The organism is Bradyrhizobium sp. DN3 (genome assembly GCF_041357655.1).
Taxonomy (GTDB): Bacteria; Pseudomonadota; Alphaproteobacteria; order Rhizobiales; family Xanthobacteraceae; genus Bradyrhizobium.
The window spans coordinates 1-16,555 of record NZ_JAULLN010000027.1; the positions used below are offsets into that span (position 1 = coordinate 1).

Here is a 16,555-nt window from a genome sequence, read left to right on the forward strand (position 1 = left end):
CTCACATTTCGCTGCGCTCAATGTGAGCCGACCCTCCCCCTCCAGGGGAGGGTGAAGCACTGAAGTCGTGGCTAGAACAAAAACGAAAGGGCGGAAAACAATGCCGAAGATCAATCGGGACGGCGTCGGGATCTATTACGAAGTCCATGGCGAGGGGCCGCCATTGCTGCTCACTCACGGTTATTCCTCGACGTCGGCGATGTGGCACGGGCAGATCGATGCGCTCGCGAAAGACCACAAGCTGATCTTGTGGGACATGCGCGGCCACGGCCAGTCCGACTATCCTGACAATCCCACCGCCTACAGTGAAGCGCTGACGGTCGGCGACATGGCGGCGATCCTCGATGCGGTCGGCACTGAGCGCGCCATCATCGGTGGTCTCTCGCTCGGCGGCTACATGTCGCTCGCCTTCTATCGCGCGCATCCAGAGCGCGCCCGCGCGCTGCTCATCATCGACACCGGCCCCGGTTTCAAGAAGGACGACGCCCGCGAAGCCTGGAACGTGCGGGCGCTTGCCACCGCCGACCGGCTGGATCGCGAAGGCCTCGACGTCTTGAAATCGGCGACGCGCGAACGCGCCAGCGCCAGCCATCGCAACGCCAGGGGGCTGGCGCTCGCCGCGCGCGGCATGCTGACCCAGCGCGACGCGCGCGTGATCGAGCTATTACCCGAGATCAAGGTGCCGTCGCTGATCGTGGTCGGCGCCGACGACACGCCGTTCCTGGCGGCGTCCGACTACATGGCGGCAAAGATCCCCGGCGCACAAAAGGTCGTGATCCCCGGCGCCGGACACGCCGTCAACATCGATCAGCCCAAGGCTTTTGTTGACGCGGTCGAGCCTTTCCTGAAGAACTTGCCGGGATAGGCCGATCAAGCAAGGACGTAGGCGATGAAGCTGATGATGCTGGCTGCTGGCATGATGTTGCTATCGATGCCTGCGCAGGCCGAGCCGTTCGGCACCATGCCGCCGCGCCGGCCCTTCGTCGCGACCTTGTCGAACAACACGCCGCTCGCCTTCGGCATGGATGCCGAGCAGACCGCGCGCGCCCTGGGGCAGCCGCTGCAATATGTGCGGGGGCGCCCCGGCAACGAGATCTACCTCGCTTTGCGCAACATCGGCGGCAGCGGCTTGATCCCTTACCGCCACCGCCTGTTCCTGCAATTCCGCCAGGGACGGCTGGCAGGATGGAAGGAGGATTACGGCGAGAACTGGATGTGGGAGTGACAGCGGCTGCGCAACTTCCGCCCCTCATCCTGAGGAGCTTGCAAAGCAAGCGTCTCGAAGGATGAGGGGCGAGAGTGAATTCGCGACAACCAACAAGGACAACCCGCGTGGGACAAGACATCAAGCTGACGGCTTCGGACAATTTCCAGCTGGGCGCCTATCGCGCCGATCCCTTGGGCACGCCGAAGGGCGCGGTGGTGGTGATCCAGGAGATCTTTGGGGTCAATCACCACATCCGCTCGGTCTGCGACCGTCTCGCGGGGGAAGGCTATGTCGCGATCGCGCCGTCAATCTTCGACCGGACGTCGCCGAATTTCCAGTCCGGCTATTCGCCCGATGAGATCGCGGAGGCGCGCAAATTCGTCGCCAATCCGGACTGGGCCGCGATGCTGCGCGATACCCAGGCGGCGATCGATGCGGCCAGAAGCGTCGGCCCGGTCGGCATCATCGGCTTTTGCCTTGGCGGCAGCGTCGCCTTCGTTGCGGCGACGCGGCTGTCGGGCCTGAAGGCCGCGATCGGCTATTACGGCGGCGCCGTCGTGCGCTTTGCCGATGAGACGCCGAAGGTGCCGACGCAACTGCATTTTGGCGAGAAGGATGCCGGCATTCCCCTGACCGACGTCGAGACCATCAAAGCGAAGCGGCCCGATGTGGAGGTCTTCGTCTATCCGGGCGCGCAGCACGGCTTCCATTGTGACGAGCGGGCGAGCTATGACAAGGCCAGCGCCGACATCGCCTGGCCGCGCAGCATGGCATTTTTCGCGAAGCATTTGACGAAGTAGCGCGCCACTTGCCGCCGTCATTCCGGGATGCGCCGCGAAGCGGTGCAGGCCCGGAATCCATCGGGCCGCGGAGTTGGTGGAGGAATGGATTCTCTGATGCGCAATTGCGCATCATAGTTCGCGACTTCGTCGCGCCCCGGAATGACTGGGCAGAAAGTTGGGCTGAAGCCTAGAACCAGCGCTCGCCGACGAACACGGTGTCGCCCGGCGCAAGCGGCGTGCCGAGCGGGACGACGGCGCGCATCGCGCCGCCATTTTCGGTGTGCGTGACGGTGACGACGTCGCGCTTGGCGCGCGGCGAGAAGCCGCCGGCGATGGCGACCGCGCTTTCGACCGTCATGTTCGGCACGTAAGGATATTGGCCGGGCGCGAGAACCTCGCCGAGAATGAAGAACGGGCGATAGGCCTCGATCTCGACGGCGACCGAGGGCTCGCGGATATAGCCGTTGCGCAGGCGTGCGGCGATTTCGCCGGCGAGGCCCGCCGTGGTGCGGCCGCGCGCGGGCACCGCACCGATCAGCGGCATGGTGATGGAGCCGCCGGCGTCGATCGCATAGCTGTTGGTGAGACCTTCTTGGCCGTAGACCACGACGCGAAGCCTGTCGCCGGCGTCGAGATGATAGGACGAGTCATAGCGCGCCGGCGCCGCCATCGGCGCGGCGTAGCCGACCGGCATGGGCGCGGGCGAAGAGGCAAAGGAATTGCGCAGCGCGCCGATGGCGCCGCCGCCATCGGCGACGACGACCGGCTGCGGCGCGCTGTAGGGCTGACCATAGGCCATGGAGTCGAGATCGGCGCGCGGCGGCATCACCGCGACGGGGCCGGCGGTCTGCATGCAGCCGCCAAGGGCAAGCGCGGCGGACGCGGCCACGGACGCTGCCAAGATCGACCATCGAAACGCGCGTGCAACCGGCACCGGACCTATCCCTCGAAACGAGACGGCTCCAGTCTTGCACCGGTTATGGTTAATAAAGCGTTGCGGGGGTTGTTGGACGCATGAGTGCGACAAGGCCCCTGGTGCGCTCCCTCTCCCGCTTGCGGGAGAGGGTCGGGGTGAGGGTGTCTCGACAGAGGGATTCCCAACGAGGAAAGAGCCCTCACCCGCATTGCATCTGCGATGCAATGCGACCTCTCCCGCAAGCGGGAGAGGTGCAGCGAGCCTGTCGCACCAGTGAACGCTTACGCGCTCACACCAACCCCGATCGGGCAGGACACACCGGTGCCACCGAGGCCGCAATAGCCGGCGGGATTCTTCGCCAGATATTGCTGATGGTAGTCTTCGGCGAAGTAGAATTCGCCGGCGGGCGCGATCTCGGTGGTGATGGCACCGATCCCTTTTGCGGCGAGCGCCTTCTGATAGAGCGCTTTCGATTCCTTGGCGGCCTTCTTCTGCGCGTCGCTGAAGGTGTAGATCGCGCTGCGGTACTGCGTGCCGACGTCGTTGCCCTGGCGCATGCCCTGCGTCGGGTTGTGGCTCTCCCAGAACGTCTTCAAGAGCCTCTCGTAGGAGATCTTGTTCGGATCGAACACGACCAGCACCACTTCGGTATGAGCGGTGCGGCCCGAACAGACCTCTTCATAGGTCGGGTTCGGCGTGTGACCGCCGGCATAACCGACCGCGGTCGCGTAGACGCCATCGCCGAGCTCCCAGAACTTGCGCTCGGCGCCCCAGAAGCAGCCGAGACCGAACACCGCCTGCTCGAGACCGGCGGGATAAGGCGGCTGCAGCTTCACGCCGTTGACGAAATGGGTGGTCGCGGTCGGGATGGCTTGCGCACGGCCGGGCAGCGCCTCAGTTGCGCTCGGCAATGCGGTGGTCTTGCGCATGAACAGCATGATGGGTCTCCGAAACGAGCTGTCCGTCGCGTGGGCGAGCTCAAGAGGTCGAGCGCTCAGGCGTGCTCGCGATCAGGTGGGAATATAGGCATCTACGCAAAGGGAGGCAGCTTTGTTACGCGGCCCGCGCGCGCTCAATCCCGGGAATTGAAGGCTCAATCCCGGGAATAGCCGATCAGCGGTTTGCGCGGGCGGAACAGGATCATCAGCAAAATGCCGAGAATGCCGAGGACGGCGAAGACCGGCTGATCCAGCACCAGGCGGATCACCGAAGTCCAGAGCCAGGGCGCCTTGGCCTCGACCCAGGTCCGGAACGCGGTCTGGCTGGCCTGATTGATGTCGTTCCAGAACTGGCCGAACCGGGTGAATTTGAGGGTCTCGTCGGCCACCCAGCGGGCGCCGTCATAGACCATGAAGATGAACCCGCCAGCGAGCAGCAACAGCCCAATCAGTCGGAAAAAGCCGCGGATCATGCCTCACCTGCCATGGTCGTCCGATCGGACGACCCTCCAGAATGTTGCCAGCCAATAGCCGGGCGACGGCAGAAATTCAACCTCTTCAGGGCGTTACGGCCCGCCTCCAGCCCGTTCGAGGCCGGTTTTCCAGCTCCCGAAAGCGTTGACGGTGCGAAAGACCCTCTCTATAAGGGCGCCAACTGGCGGTGGGCGCAATCCTGCCGCCGCTGTTCTTTGAGCAGGTGCAGGCTCTTTGAGGCCTCATGTTCCCGGGACAGCCCAGCAACCGAACACCCTAAATCCGAGCGTCGATTCAGCGGTCAAGCAGCCGGCGCTACCCGACCAAGACGCGACCGGTACCGCAAAGGACATTGAGACCATGGCCAATACCACTTCCGCCAAGAAAGCGACGCGCAAGATCGCCCGCCGCACCGCCGTCAACAAGTCGCGCCGCACCCAGATGCGCGGCGCCGTGCGCACCGTCGAGGAAGCCATCAAGACCGGCGATCGCGCCGCTGCCGTCAAGGCGCTGGCGAATGCCGAGCCGGCCTTGATGCGCGCCGCCCAGCGCAACATCATTCACAAGAACAACGCCAGCCGCAAAGTCTCGCGCCTCACCGCGCAGATTGCCAAGCTCGCGAAGTAGTCTTCCGGCATCCGATCGGTCGATCCGATCGGCGCGTCAAACAGCCCGGCATCGCGCCGGGCTTTTTTGTTGGCTGTCATATTCAGGCAAGCAGCCACGGCACGATCGATCCTCGGATTGGAAGATCTGCAACGTCTGCGCTATTCTTCGTTCCGTAGTTTTACTGCCGAAATTTTGCAACAGCGGAAACCTTCACCGCGTTGCAAAAACCCTTGTGCTGCGGGCTCGAATTGAATCCGCGGGCGACGAAAGCTCTGCACACCGTAGATTCACAGGAACGCGTCTCGGCGTGGAGTTACCCTGCAAAACGAGTCTCGAAAAGCGATGACTCAATAATCACTTATCAACATAGCAGCGAGAAGCATTTGGAAAATTCGCTCGCGCGTCGGGTGCGTGACGAATTTTTAAAAGTTTTTTGGCGTAGGCGGAGAATTGTCACACGAGGCGCGGCGTTTTCGATTCTGCGCACGAATCCAAAAACTTGCTTCGGAGCCTGTGAACAACTCGCGCGCGGCGTTAACGCAGATCAAGTTTTTTGGCGCCTCAAGTGTGAATCAATTTCGTTGCGAGTCTTTCCGCTTAGTGTATTCCTTAAGTCGTTCGCGGCGCCCACGATCTTGAGACCAGCGCGGTTTTGGAAACGGGGCGAGCGTGCAAATCGGCGGCGGTGTGCACGTAGGCGACGCTTCAACAAGCGATTGTCGGTTCGAAACCCATAGCAATGTGGGAATGGTAGCTCTTTGTCTGAATGTCTCCAAGCGGGATCTCAAATGCCCCGCTCGCGCCAGGCGCAAATGAGAGACGTCGTAAAGCTACCCCGATAGGCGCGAGGCGAAGCCGAACGAACGGCGAGTACAGACGGGCAGGGCATCCGCGACTGGGGCTTTCAGGGGCGGCTGTCTTTTCACACGCAGGACCTTGTCGTGAGCAATCACGGCGGGACGGGGAGGTATCATGTCCTACGGATTCAACGCGGTATTGACACAGTTTCGTTCTTTCGACGATGCCGTCTCCGATCCGTCAAGCGACCAGCCTCCGACGTGTGAGGGCGCGCAGAGTACGCGCTGACCTCGCGACCCCTCCATCTCCGACATCGCTGATCTGACCCGCGGCGTTTCCGCCGAACGGTCGAGCCATGTCTGATGATGGACTCGCTTGAGGTCGCGCCATCCCAGGGATTTCGGCAGGAACCCTGCATGGCGCTCACAACGCAACCTTATCTCTCAAGAGAAGTTTTCTGACGATGACAATGGAACAGGATCGCTGGTCACGCGTGAAGGGTCGGCTGCGCTCGAGCGTTGGCGAAGACGTTTACACGAGCTGGTTTGCGCGCATGGATCTGGAAGGCGTGCAGGACGAGAGCGTGCGACTCTCGGTGCCGACGCGCTTCCTGAAGAGCTGGATTCAGGCCCATTATGCCGAGCGCGTGCTGTCGTGCTGGCAGGCCGAGATGCCGGAAGTGCATCGTATCGATCTCACGGTCCGCTCGGCGGTGCGCCCGGTCGCGCAGCCGAAGGAAGCGCCCGCCCCGGTCGAGGCGCGCCGCGCGCCGACCCCGGAGCTGCGCTCGACCGCGACCGCGCCGGTCTCGGCCAATCACGACGCGCTCGGCGGCTCGCCGCTCGATCCGCGCCTGACCTTCGCGAGCTTCGTCGTCGGCCGCTCCAACACGCTGGCGCACGCCGCCGCGCGCCAGGTCGCCGAAGGACGCCGCGGCGACCCCGTGATGTTCAACCCCCTCTACATCCATGCCGGCGTCGGCCTCGGCAAGACGCATCTCTTGCAGGCGGTGACCTGGGCCGGCAATTCCGGCAACGAGCGCAAGGTGCTGTATCTCACCGCGGAAAAATTCATGTACGGCTTCGTCGCCGCGCTGAAGACGCAGACGGCGCTGGCCTTCAAGGAAGCGCTGCGCGGCATCGACGTGCTCGTCATCGACGATCTCCAATTCCTGCAGGGCAAGTCGACCCAGGCCGAGTTCTGTCACACGCTGAACGCGCTGATCGACGCCGGCCGTCAGGTCGTGATCGCGGCCGACCGTCCGCCGTCCGATCTCGAGAGCCTGGACGATCGCGTCCGCTCGCGGCTCGCCGGCGGCCTCGTGGTCGAGATGGGCTCGCTCGGCGAGGAGCTGCGGCACGGCATCCTCAAGTCGCGCGTTGCCGCGGCCCGCGCCCACCATGCGACGTTCGAGGTGCCCGAGGAGGTGCTGCATTATCTGGCGCGCACCATTACCCATAACGGCCGCGACCTCGAAGGCGCGATCAACCGTCTGCTCGCGCACTCGAAACTCAACAACCGGCCGGTGACGCTGGAAATGGCCGAGCACGAGGTGCGCGACCTGGTCCGGCCGCAGGAGCCCAAGCGGATCAAGATCGAGGACATCCAGCGCGTGGTGGCGCGGCAGTACAACGTCAGCCGCTCCGATCTGCTGTCCTCACGCCGGACCGCCAACGTGGTCCGCCCGCGCCAGGTGGCGATGTATCTCGCCAAGACGCTGACCCTGCGCTCGCTGCCCGAGATCGGCCGCCGCTTCGGCGGACGCGACCACACCACCGTGCTGCACGCCGTGCGCAAGATCGAGGCCCTGGTCTCCAAGGACACGGCGCTGTCCGAGGAAGTGGAGTCGCTGAAGCGCCAGCTTCAGGAATAAACGCCTATTTCTTTCACCTCTCCCCGCATGCGGGGAGAGGTCGGAATGCGCGCGCAGCGCGGATTCCGGGTGAGGGGGACTCTCGGCGTGTCCAACTCTCACCTCCCCTGCGGAGACTCCCCTCACCCCAACCCTCTCCCCGCAAGCGGGGCGAGGGAGCATACCTATGCCTGGGCGGCGGCCTTCGTTTGGGCGGTAAATCGTGGGGAACTGCCTCCGATCCCTTGAATCCGGGGGCCATCCGCGCCACCTTGCGCGACCCTGACAGCTTTGGTCATATCGGCAGGAATGATCCGGCTTTTCGGGGTCTTCGGTGCCGTGGCGCGCGTCCCGCTGCCCGGCCTTCTCAACGCTGTGTTTTCCTTGGGGATCGGGCGAGTAGTGCAATGAAGGTTACGGTCGAACGCGCGCAACTGCTGAAGTCGCTGGGCCATGTCCATCGCGTGGTCGAGCGCCGCAACACGATTCCGATCCTCGGCAACGTGCTGGTCCGCGCCGAGAATGCGAAATTGTCGCTGAAGGCGACCGACCTCGACCTCGAGGTGACGGAGACGCTGCCCGCGGAAACCGCGACCGCGGGCTCCACCACCGTGCCGGCGCACATGTTCTACGACATCGTCCGCAAGCTGCCCGACGGCTCGCAGATCGTGCTGGAGGCCGACGGCGACCGCGCGGTGCTGGCGATCCGCGCCGGCCGCTCGCGCTTCACGCTGCAGACCCTGCCGGAGAATGATTTCCCGGATCTGGCCGCCGGCGACATGTCGCACTCGTTCTCGCTCGCCGCCAAGGACGTCAAGCGGCTGATCGACCGCACCCAGTTCGCGATCTCGACCGAAGAGACGCGCTATTACCTCAACGGCATCTATCTGCACGCCGCCGGCACCGCCAAGGCGGCGACCCTGCGCGGCGTCGCCACCGACGGCCACCGCCTCGCCCAGCTCGACCTGGTCCAACCCAAGGGCGCCGAGGGCATGCCCGGCGTGATCGTGCCGCGCAAGACCGTCGGCGAGGTGCAGCGCCTGATCGAGGACACCGAGGCCGAGATGACGATCGAGCTGTCGCAGGCCAAGATCCGCTTCACCATCGGCAATGTGGTGCTGACCTCGAAGCTGATCGACGGCACCTTCCCCGACTACGGCCGCGTCATCCCGCAAGGCAACGACAAGGAGCTCGTCGTCGACAAGAAGGATTTTGAGAACGCGGTCGACCGTGTTTCGACGATTTCGAGCGAGCGCGGGCGGGCGGTGAAACTGTCGCTGTCGGCGGGCAAGCTGGTGCTGTCGGTGACCAATCCGGATTCCGGCAGCGCGACCGAAGAGCTGGAGGTCGAATACGCCTCCGACGCCCTCGATATCGGCTTCAACTCCCGCTACCTGCTCGACATCGCCGCCCAGATCGAAGGCGACGTCGCAACACTCAGGCTCGCCGACCCCGGCTCCCCCACCCTGGTGCAAGACCGCGACGACAAGAGCGCACTATACGTGCTGATGCCGATGCGGGTGTGAGCGAGGTGCTCCCTCGCCAACGCAGACTGCCTTTAGAGCCGAACGCGATGCGCATTGCTGTGCCCTCTCCCCTTGTGGGAGAGGGCAGCTCCGCTGGAGGAGACACAGTCGGTCGGGTGAGGGGTTAGTGCCGCAGGATCCGTCCCATCGGCCAGTCCCCAAACGTCTCCGCCAATTTGCGAAGAATATGCGGCACGAACCGACGGACGCAGAAGCGGCCATGTGGCGCTTGCTCAGGGATCGTCGGCTCTCCAGCTACAAGTTTCGCCGGCAAGTTCCATTCAAGAACTACGTTCTCGATTTCGTCTGTTTCGACAAGCGCCTCGTGATCGAGATTGACGGAAGTCAGCATGCGGGATCGCAGCGTGATGCAGCTCGCGAAGCCGCACTTTTCGCAGAAGGTTTCTCGGTCGCGCGCTATTGGAACAACGACGTTTTGCAGCAATCCGTGTCCGTATTAGAGGATATTCTTGCAAAGCTTGCCGGGCGGTAAGATACCCCTCACCCGTCGCCTCACTGCGTGAGGCGCCACCCTCCCCCACAAGGGGGGAGGGAAAGCAAAGCCCGGCAATGACGAGCTGATATGACCCCCTCTCGCATTCATCGCCTGACGCTGACGCAGTTTCGCAATTATCGGGCGGCGGGGCTCGAGACGGCGGCTGACATGGTGGCGCTGGTCGGGCCGAATGGGGCGGGCAAGACCAATTGCATCGAGGCGATCTCGTTCCTGTCGCCGGGGCGGGGCTTGCGGCGCGCGACGCTGGAGGACGTCGCCGACAACCAGGGCGATGGCTCCTGGGCGGTGTCGGCGCAGGTCGAGGGCGCGCTGGGGCTGGCGACGCTCGGCACCGGCATCGATGCGCCGCGCACTGACGCCGCCATCAGCCGGCGCTGCCGTATCGACCGCGAGCCGGTCAATTCCGCCGCCAGCTTCGGCGACCACATCCGCATGGTGTGGCTGACGCCGGCGATGGACGGGCTGTTCATGGGCGCGGCCTCGGAGCGGCGGCGCTTCTTCGACCGCCTGGTGCTCGCCATAGACAGCGACCATTCCAGCCGGATCAACGCACTGGAACGCTCGTTGCGCTCGCGCAACCGCCTGCTCGAGGCACGCAATTACGACGATCATTGGTGTGACGCGATCGAGCGCGAGACCGCCGAGCTTGCGGTCGCGGTGGCCGCAACGCGCGGCCAGACCGCGGCACGGCTGACCGGCATGCTCAATGCGCGCGCGCAAGCCTCGGCCTTTCCGTCGGCACAAATCGCGCTCGACGGCTGGATGGAGAACGCGCTGCTTCAGGAGACCGCGACGTCGGTCGAGGACCGCTACCGCCAGATCCTGCGCGACAACCGTCCGCGCGACGCCATCGCCGGCCGCACCACCGACGGCCCGCACCTCACCGATCTCCAGGTCATCTACGCGCCCAAGAGCATGCCGGCGCGCGATGCCTCCACCGGCGAGCAGAAGGCGCTCTTGATCGGCCTCGTGCTGGCGCATGCGACGCTGGTGGCGGAAATGACCGGCATCGTACCGCTGCTGCTGCTCGACGAGGTCGTCGCCCATCTCGATCCGAACCGCCGCGCGGCGCTGTTCGAGGAGCTGAAGAAGCTCGGCGCACAAGTGTGGTTGACCGGTGCGGACCCCGCCGCCTTCGCCGAGATCGGCGCGGGAGGCGAGGTCTTTGACGTCGAGAGCGGACGCGTCTCCGCCCGTAGGTAGGCCGCCACATTGAACCCGCCCGGTTCCGTCAGCGACTAGCTGCCTGAGGCCGCGAGAAGCGGCCGTCGCGCAAGATTTCCAACTCGCGCGATATCCTTGGAGCGTGAGCATGACGACGGTGAGGCCTGGGGTGCGAGCTCCGGCACGATGGCAAGTTTTTGCGTGCGGCCTTGCTCTCTTTGCAAGCTGCCTGCTCGCGGCAAGCGCCGGCGCCTTTGTGTCGAATCTGCCGCCGCTGTTCTCAGCCGCGCTCACGCTGGATCCGGATGCCAAGCTGCCCGCGCCGACCCGCTACAGCTATCGAGGGATCCACACCACCGTGATGCCGGGCATCGAAGCCCCGCTCCGGACCAGGCTCGAAGCCACCGTGCCCGCACGGCTCAGCGACGTCCTCGTGTTCTATCGCACCGAGCTCGGAAAGCTCGGCTGGCAGGAACAGGATGGCACGGTGGTCACCGCCGATCACGTGCGCCTCGACTTCGCCTCCCCAATCGGGCCGGCAGCGCTGGAGCTCGACCGCAAGGCCGGCGGCACCTCGGTCCACCTCGTGCAGAAGAATTCGGTTGTCGCGACCCGCGCAAACGTCCTTCCCGCGCCCGGGCAGGCCAAGCTGGTGTTCAGCAACATCGGCGAGCAGGAAGCCGTGCTCACGATCAACGAGCGGACCATCCCGCGCCCCGCCGGCGCGAACGCCGTCGCGCTGGATCTTGGGCCCGGCAAATACTCCTACAGACTGGGCGTGCCGGACCGCCCGGCCATCACGAACAGTCTCACCGTCGCCGCCGGCGATACCTGGGAGCTCACGGTCGGGCGCGACGGTGAGGCGTGGCCGCCGCTCCAGCTGTATTGAGGGCTCCGAAACTGACCTTTCCGTTCCCACAAATTCAAGGGTTTTCGAGGCCCCAAACGGGCCTTCGAATCGGGCTTTTTGCAGCGCGCTGAATCGGCTTTCGAAAGCCTTGAAAATCGGTCCAAAAACCCTATCTTCCCAAAGGGTTGCGAGGAGATACTTTGCGCTAGGCGCAAACCCTCTTTCATGGCACAAATAGCCTGCAAATCAGCGCCTTTTGCGCCGCTGATTCGGGCGACATCTCAAAGGCCTCTCATGACAGAACCTGCTCGGCAGCCGCGTGCCGAAAACGAGCCCTCCAACGCGAGCGACTACGGCGCGGAATCGATCCGCGTGCTCAAGGGTCTCGATGCCGTCCGCAAGCGCCCGGGCATGTATATCGGCGACACCGACGACGGCTCGGGCCTGCACCACATGGTCTACGAGGTCGTCGACAACGCCATCGACGAGGCGCTGGCGGGTCACGCCACGCGCGTCGACGTCATCCTCAACGCTGACAATTCCGTCACGGTGCGCGACGACGGCCGCGGCATTCCCGTCGACATCCACAAGGGCGAAGGCATCTCCGCGGCCGAGGTCATCATGACCCAGCTGCATGCCGGCGGAAAATTCGACCAGAATTCCTACAAGGTCTCCGGTGGCCTGCACGGCGTCGGCGTCTCCGTCGTCAACGCGCTGTCCAGCAAGCTCGGCTTGCGGATCTGGCGCGACAACAAGGAGCACTACATCGAGTTCGCCCATGGCGATGCCGTGGCGCCGCTCAAGGTCGTTGGCGATGCGCCGGGCAAGCGCGGCACCGAGGTGACGTTCCTGGCCTCGACCGAGACGTTCAAGAACGTCGAATATGATTTCGCCACGCTCGAGCACCGTCTGCGCGAGCTCGCCTTCCTCAATTCCGGCGTCAACATCGCGCTCTCCGACACGCGCCACGCGGTCGAGAAGCGCGAGGAGATGCACTATTCCGGCGGCGTCGAGGAGTTCGTCAAATATCTCGACCGCAACAAGAAGTCCCTGGTGCCCAAGCCAATCATGGTGCGCGCGGAAGCCAACGGCATCGGCGTCGAGGCTGCTTTGTGGTGGAACGACAGCTACCACGAGAACGTGCTCTGCTTCACCAACAACATCCCACAGCGTGACGGCGGTACCCATCTGGCCGGCTTCCGCGGCGCGCTGACGCGCCAGGTCAACGGTTATGCCGAGGCCAATGCGAAAAAGGAAAAGATCGCGCTGACCGGCGACGACTGCCGCGAAGGCCTCACCGCCGTGCTGTCGGTGAAGGTGCCGGACCCGAAGTTTTCGTCGCAAACCAAGGACAAGCTGGTGTCCTCGGAGGTGCGTCCCGTGGTCGAGAACGTCCTCAACGAGGCGCTCCAGGCCTGGTTCGAGGAGCACCCGAGCGAAGCCAAGATGATCGTCGGCAAGGTGATCCAGGCCGCCGCCGCCCGCGAAGCCGCACGAAAGGCGCGCGAGCTGACGCGCAAGAGCCCGCTCTCGGTCTCATCGCTGCCGGGCAAGCTCGCCGACTGTCAGGAAAAGGATCCGGCCAAATCCGAGCTCTTCATCGTCGAGGGCGACTCGGCAGGCGGCAGTGCCAAGCAGGGACGCAACCGCGAATTCCAGGCGGTGCTGCCGCTGCGCGGCAAGATCCTCAACGTGGAACGCGTTCGTTCCGACACGATGCTGAAGAGCGAGCAGATCGGCACGCTGATCACCGCCCTCGGCACCGGTATCGGCGACGAATTCTCCATCGAGAAGCTGCGCTACCACAAGATCATCGTGATGACGGACGCCGACGTCGACGGCGCTCACATCCGCACGCTGCTGCTGACCTTCTTTTACCGGCAGATGCACGACATCATCGACGGCGGCTATCTCTACATCGCCCAGCCGCCGCTCTATAAGGTCTCCAGAGGCAAGTCCGAGCAATACCTGAAGGACGAGCGCGCGCTGGAGGATTACCTGATCGACGCCGGGCTCGACGATTGCGTGTTCGTTCCCGGCACCGGCGGCGACCGCACCGGGCGCGATCTGCGCTCGCTGGTCGACGACGCCCGCGTGGTCCGCAGCATCCTGCGCAATTTGCACAGCCGCTATAACCGCAAAGTGGTCGAGCAGGCCGCCATCACCGGCGTGCTGAACAAGTCGATCTACGGCAATCCCGAGAACGCGGCGGCCGCCGCGCAATACATCGCGAGCCGGCTGGACAACCAGGCCGAGGAGGTCGAGCGCGGCTGGGTCGGGCAATTCGTCGAGGGCCAGGGGTTCCTGTTCGAGCGCACCGTGCGCGGCGTCAAGGAAGCGGCCGTCATCGACGATGCGCTGCTCGGCTCGGCCGAGGCCCGCAAGCTCGACGAGTACACGACGAAGCTCCAGGACGTCTATGCCCGCTCCGGCAAGCTGCGGCGCAAGGACACCGAGCACGTGGTGCACGGTCCGGTCGATCTGTTCGAGGCGGTCACCGATTCCGGGCGCAAGGGCATCGCGCTGCAGCGCTACAAAGGTCTCGGCGAAATGAACCCGGAGCAGCTCTGGGAGACCACGCTCGACACCGAGGCGCGCTCGCTCTTGCAGGTGAAGGTCAAGGAGGTCGACGAGGCCGACGACATCTTCACCAAGCTGATGGGCGACGTGGTCGAGCCGCGCCGCGATTTCATTCAGGAACACTCGTTGAGCGCGACGATCGATATCTAGCGCGCGACGCGTTTTTGCTTGACCGGTGCTGACCGCGAGCAAAGATCACCTCTCCCGTAGGGAGAGGTCGGAGCGCATCGCTAGATGCGATCCGGGTGAGGGGATCTGATTTCACTGGGTGTCGCGGCCCCTCACCCGGATTGCACTGGACGATGCTTCGCATCGCCAGGCGCAATCCGACCTCTCCCCGTCGGGGAGAGGTGAGGCCCCCCTGAACCTCACCTCCCGCCATCGCGACGAAGTGGCATGAACCCGCGGGCCATTCCGGCCGGGAAGCGCTCACGCCATGACCAGCTCCGCAATGACCAGTTCCACCGCGCCATCCCGCCGGCTCGGCATCATCGGCAGCATCGTCGGCGTGCTGGCGCTGATGGCCGCCGTGCTGCCGCGTTGGGTCGTGCCGATCGTGTTTCCGCCGCCGCCAGCGGAGCAGGTCATCGTCGACACGGGACATCGCATCAAGGACCGCGTGATGGCGCGGGTGAAGGGCGTAGAGTATCAGGCTCCCAGGATCGAAAAATCCGCGGCGCGAAGCTGGAGTGAAACCGCATCGGTCACCGCGATCTCGCTCGGCCTGCTCGCTATCCTGCTCTCGGTGCTCGCGCTCATCTTCCGGGAAGAGCGGCTCCTCGCCGCCGTGGCCGCCACGCTCGGCACCGGCGCCATCGCGATCGAAATTTCCTACGTCATGATCGGCGCGCTGATCCTGATTGCCATCCTTTACGTGGTCGGGAATATCATTGGGTTGTTCTAAGGGCCGCCTGTCACAAGCTCCCGAGGGACGGGCTCGAGCCACGGCCATCACAATTGCTCCCGCGCTCAATTCTCTGTAGTTTCCGCCTCCGAAACAGCCCCACCAACAGGACAGCGAGAACCCCGTGGCGCCCATCCAATACATCGTCGAGGGCGGTCACCGGCTCTCGGGCTCGATCGAGCCGTCCGGCAACAAGAACTCGGCGCTGCCGATCATCGCGGCGGCTCTGCTGACCGAGCATCCGGTGACGCTTCAGAACGTGCCGCGGATCCGCGACACCGAGACGCTGGTCGAGCTGATCCGCTCGGTCGGCGCCGCGGCGGAGTGGACCGCGCGCAATACGCTGCGCATCCATGCCAAGAGCATCCGCGCCGCCGATCTCGACCCCGAGCTGTGCGTGCGCATCCGCGCCTCGATTCTGTTGGCGGGTCCCCTGCTCGCCCGCTGCGGCGAAGTGATGCTGCCGCCGCCCGGCGGCGACGTCATCGGCCGCCGACGTCTCGACACCCATGTGCTGGCGCTGGAGCAGCTGGGCGCAAAGGTCACCGCGACCGACCGGCTCGAATTCCGTGCGCCGAAGCTCGCCGGTGCGGACGTGTTCCTGGACGAGCCGAGCGTCACCGCGACCGAGAACGCGCTGGTCGCAGCTGTCGCCGCCGATGGCGTCACTTATCTGCGCAATGCCGCGTCCGAGCCGCATGTGCAGGACCTCGCCAATTTCCTGGTCGCGCTCGGCGCGAAGATCGAGGGCATCGGCACCAACACCATGATCGTGGATGGTCCGGCGACACTGGGGGAAGCGACCTACTCCATCCAGCCCGATCATATCGAGGTCGGCTCGCTGATCGGCCTTGCCGCCGTGACGCGTTCGCCCTTGCGCATTGTGCGTGCCGGTGTCGAGCACCTGCGCTCGATCCGCATGGGATTCGAGCGGCTCGGCATCGTCTGCCGCGTCGAGGGCGACGACCTCATCGTGCCCTCGAATCAGACGCTGAAGATTCAGGACGATTTCGGCGGCCACGTGCCGAAGCTGGAGGACCAGCCCTGGCCGGCCTTCCCGGCCGATTTGATGTCGATCGCGATCGTCACCGCCACGCAATGCGAGGGCGTGATCCTGATGTTCGAGAAGATGTTCGAATCGCGGATGTTCTTCGTCGACAAGCTGATCGCGATGGGCGCGCGCATCGTGCTGTGCGACCCGCATCGCGCCATCATCGCCGGCCCCAGCCGCCTGCGCGGTGCGCCGATGACCTCGCCCGACATCCGCGCCGGCATGGCGATGCTGCTCGCCGCGGTCTGCGCCGAGGGAACCTCGACCATCAACAACGCCGACCAGATCGAGCGCGGCTACGAGCGCATCGAGGAACGGCTGAACGCGCTGGGTGCGAAGATCAAGCGCGTGCCGGAACGGAAGGGCTAGGGCTGCTTTCTTCCTTCT

The 16,555-nt window shown here is 64.7% G+C and carries 15 protein-coding genes; 12 read left to right on the forward strand and 3 right to left on the reverse strand.

Going from position 1 to position 16,555, the window contains the following annotated elements; genetic code table 11:
* Positions 1-100 precede the first annotated feature (100 nt).
* The 3 genes from AAE027_RS31260 (at position 101) to AAE027_RS31270 (ending at position 2,007) form a co-directional block, all read left to right on the forward strand.
* Positions 101-865, forward strand: a complete 765-nt coding sequence (locus AAE027_RS31260) for an alpha/beta fold hydrolase (protein ID WP_370989854.1) — start codon at positions 101-103, stop codon at positions 863-865.
* Between the two features lie 24 nt (positions 866-889).
* A complete protein-coding gene (locus AAE027_RS31265) occupies positions 890-1,225 on the forward strand; it encodes a hypothetical protein (protein WP_370989853.1) in 336 nt (111 codons plus the stop codon).
* 107 nt (positions 1,226-1,332) lie between these two features.
* Positions 1,333-2,007, forward strand: coding sequence for a dienelactone hydrolase family protein (locus AAE027_RS31270; protein ID WP_370989852.1), 675 nt, complete (start codon positions 1,333-1,335; stop codon positions 2,005-2,007).
* Positions 2,008-2,176: 169 nt separating this feature from the next.
* On the opposite strand, the gene AAE027_RS31275 is transcribed toward AAE027_RS31270, so the two are convergent.
* The 3 genes from AAE027_RS31275 to AAE027_RS31285 form a co-directional block, all read right to left on the reverse strand.
* Positions 2,177-2,923: a polysaccharide biosynthesis/export family protein gene (locus AAE027_RS31275; protein WP_370989851.1), complete on the reverse strand. Its 747-nt coding sequence runs from the start codon at positions 2,921-2,923 to the stop codon at positions 2,177-2,179.
* A 263-nt stretch (positions 2,924-3,186) separates the two neighbouring features.
* Positions 3,187-3,843, reverse strand: coding sequence for a peptide-methionine (S)-S-oxide reductase MsrA (gene msrA, locus AAE027_RS31280; RefSeq protein ID WP_370989850.1), 657 nt, complete (start codon positions 3,841-3,843; stop codon positions 3,187-3,189).
* 155 nt (positions 3,844-3,998) lie between these two features.
* Positions 3,999-4,316, reverse strand: a complete 318-nt coding sequence (locus tag AAE027_RS31285) for a hypothetical protein (protein ID WP_370989849.1) — start codon at positions 4,314-4,316, stop codon at positions 3,999-4,001.
* Between the two features lie 361 nt (positions 4,317-4,677).
* On the opposite strand from AAE027_RS31285, the gene rpsT reads away from it, so the two are divergent.
* From rpsT to murA, 9 genes are all read left to right on the forward strand, one after another.
* Complete coding sequence (gene rpsT / locus AAE027_RS31290) at positions 4,678-4,944, forward strand: 30S ribosomal protein S20 (RefSeq protein WP_027549990.1); 267 nt, start codon at positions 4,678-4,680, stop codon at positions 4,942-4,944.
* Positions 4,945-6,187: 1,243 nt separating this feature from the next.
* Positions 6,188-7,597 (forward strand): chromosomal replication initiator protein DnaA, encoded by a 1,410-nt coding sequence (dnaA, locus tag AAE027_RS31295; RefSeq protein WP_027572414.1) that lies wholly within the window; start codon positions 6,188-6,190, stop codon positions 7,595-7,597.
* A gap of 386 nt (positions 7,598-7,983) precedes the next feature.
* Positions 7,984-9,102: a DNA polymerase III subunit beta gene (gene dnaN, locus AAE027_RS31300; protein ID WP_091898217.1), complete on the forward strand. Its 1,119-nt coding sequence runs from the start codon at positions 7,984-7,986 to the stop codon at positions 9,100-9,102.
* 127 nt (positions 9,103-9,229) lie between these two features.
* On the forward strand, positions 9,230-9,595 hold the full coding sequence (locus AAE027_RS31305) for an endonuclease domain-containing protein (RefSeq protein WP_370989848.1): 366 nt from the start codon (positions 9,230-9,232) through the stop codon (positions 9,593-9,595).
* Between the two features lie 90 nt (positions 9,596-9,685).
* Positions 9,686-10,822 (forward strand): DNA replication/repair protein RecF, encoded by a 1,137-nt coding sequence (gene recF / locus AAE027_RS31310; RefSeq protein WP_370989847.1) that lies wholly within the window; start codon positions 9,686-9,688, stop codon positions 10,820-10,822.
* A gap of 109 nt (positions 10,823-10,931) precedes the next feature.
* Positions 10,932-11,672, forward strand: coding sequence for a hypothetical protein (locus tag AAE027_RS31315; RefSeq protein ID WP_370989846.1), 741 nt, complete (start codon positions 10,932-10,934; stop codon positions 11,670-11,672).
* A 255-nt stretch (positions 11,673-11,927) separates the two neighbouring features.
* Positions 11,928-14,363 carry a DNA topoisomerase (ATP-hydrolyzing) subunit B gene (gene gyrB / locus AAE027_RS31320; protein ID WP_370989845.1) on the forward strand — a complete coding sequence of 812 codons (2,436 nt, stop codon included), beginning with the start codon at positions 11,928-11,930 and terminating at the stop codon, positions 14,361-14,363.
* Between the two features lie 286 nt (positions 14,364-14,649).
* On the forward strand, positions 14,650-15,117 hold the full coding sequence (locus tag AAE027_RS31325) for a hypothetical protein (protein ID WP_370989844.1): 468 nt from the start codon (positions 14,650-14,652) through the stop codon (positions 15,115-15,117).
* A gap of 124 nt (positions 15,118-15,241) precedes the next feature.
* A complete protein-coding gene (gene murA, locus AAE027_RS31330) occupies positions 15,242-16,537 on the forward strand; it encodes a UDP-N-acetylglucosamine 1-carboxyvinyltransferase (protein ID WP_370989843.1) in 1,296 nt (431 codons plus the stop codon).
* Positions 16,538-16,555: the final 18 nt, after the last annotated feature.

Excerpts from the sequence above, each read along its gene's own strand:
- AAE027_RS31260 (WP_370989854.1), top strand. The coding sequence starts at position 101 with ATGCCGAAGATCAATCGGGACGGCGTCGGGATCTATTACGAAGTCCAT.
- AAE027_RS31265 (WP_370989853.1), top strand. The coding sequence starts at position 890 with ATGAAGCTGATGATGCTGGCTGCTGGCATGATGTTGCTATCGATGCCT.
- msrA (WP_370989850.1), bottom strand. The coding sequence starts at position 3,843 with ATGCTGTTCATGCGCAAGACCACCGCATTGCCGAGCGCAACTGAGGCG.
- AAE027_RS31285 (WP_370989849.1), bottom strand. The coding sequence starts at position 4,316 with ATGATCCGCGGCTTTTTCCGACTGATTGGGCTGTTGCTGCTCGCTGGC.
- rpsT (WP_027549990.1), top strand. The coding sequence starts at position 4,678 with ATGGCCAATACCACTTCCGCCAAGAAAGCGACGCGCAAGATCGCCCGC.
- dnaA (WP_027572414.1), top strand. The coding sequence starts at position 6,188 with ATGACAATGGAACAGGATCGCTGGTCACGCGTGAAGGGTCGGCTGCGC.
- dnaN (WP_091898217.1), top strand. The coding sequence starts at position 7,984 with ATGAAGGTTACGGTCGAACGCGCGCAACTGCTGAAGTCGCTGGGCCAT.
- recF (WP_370989847.1), top strand. The coding sequence starts at position 9,686 with ATGACCCCCTCTCGCATTCATCGCCTGACGCTGACGCAGTTTCGCAAT.
- AAE027_RS31315 (WP_370989846.1), top strand. The coding sequence starts at position 10,932 with ATGACGACGGTGAGGCCTGGGGTGCGAGCTCCGGCACGATGGCAAGTT.
- gyrB (WP_370989845.1), top strand. The coding sequence starts at position 11,928 with ATGACAGAACCTGCTCGGCAGCCGCGTGCCGAAAACGAGCCCTCCAAC.
- AAE027_RS31325 (WP_370989844.1), top strand. The coding sequence starts at position 14,650 with ATGACCAGCTCCGCAATGACCAGTTCCACCGCGCCATCCCGCCGGCTC.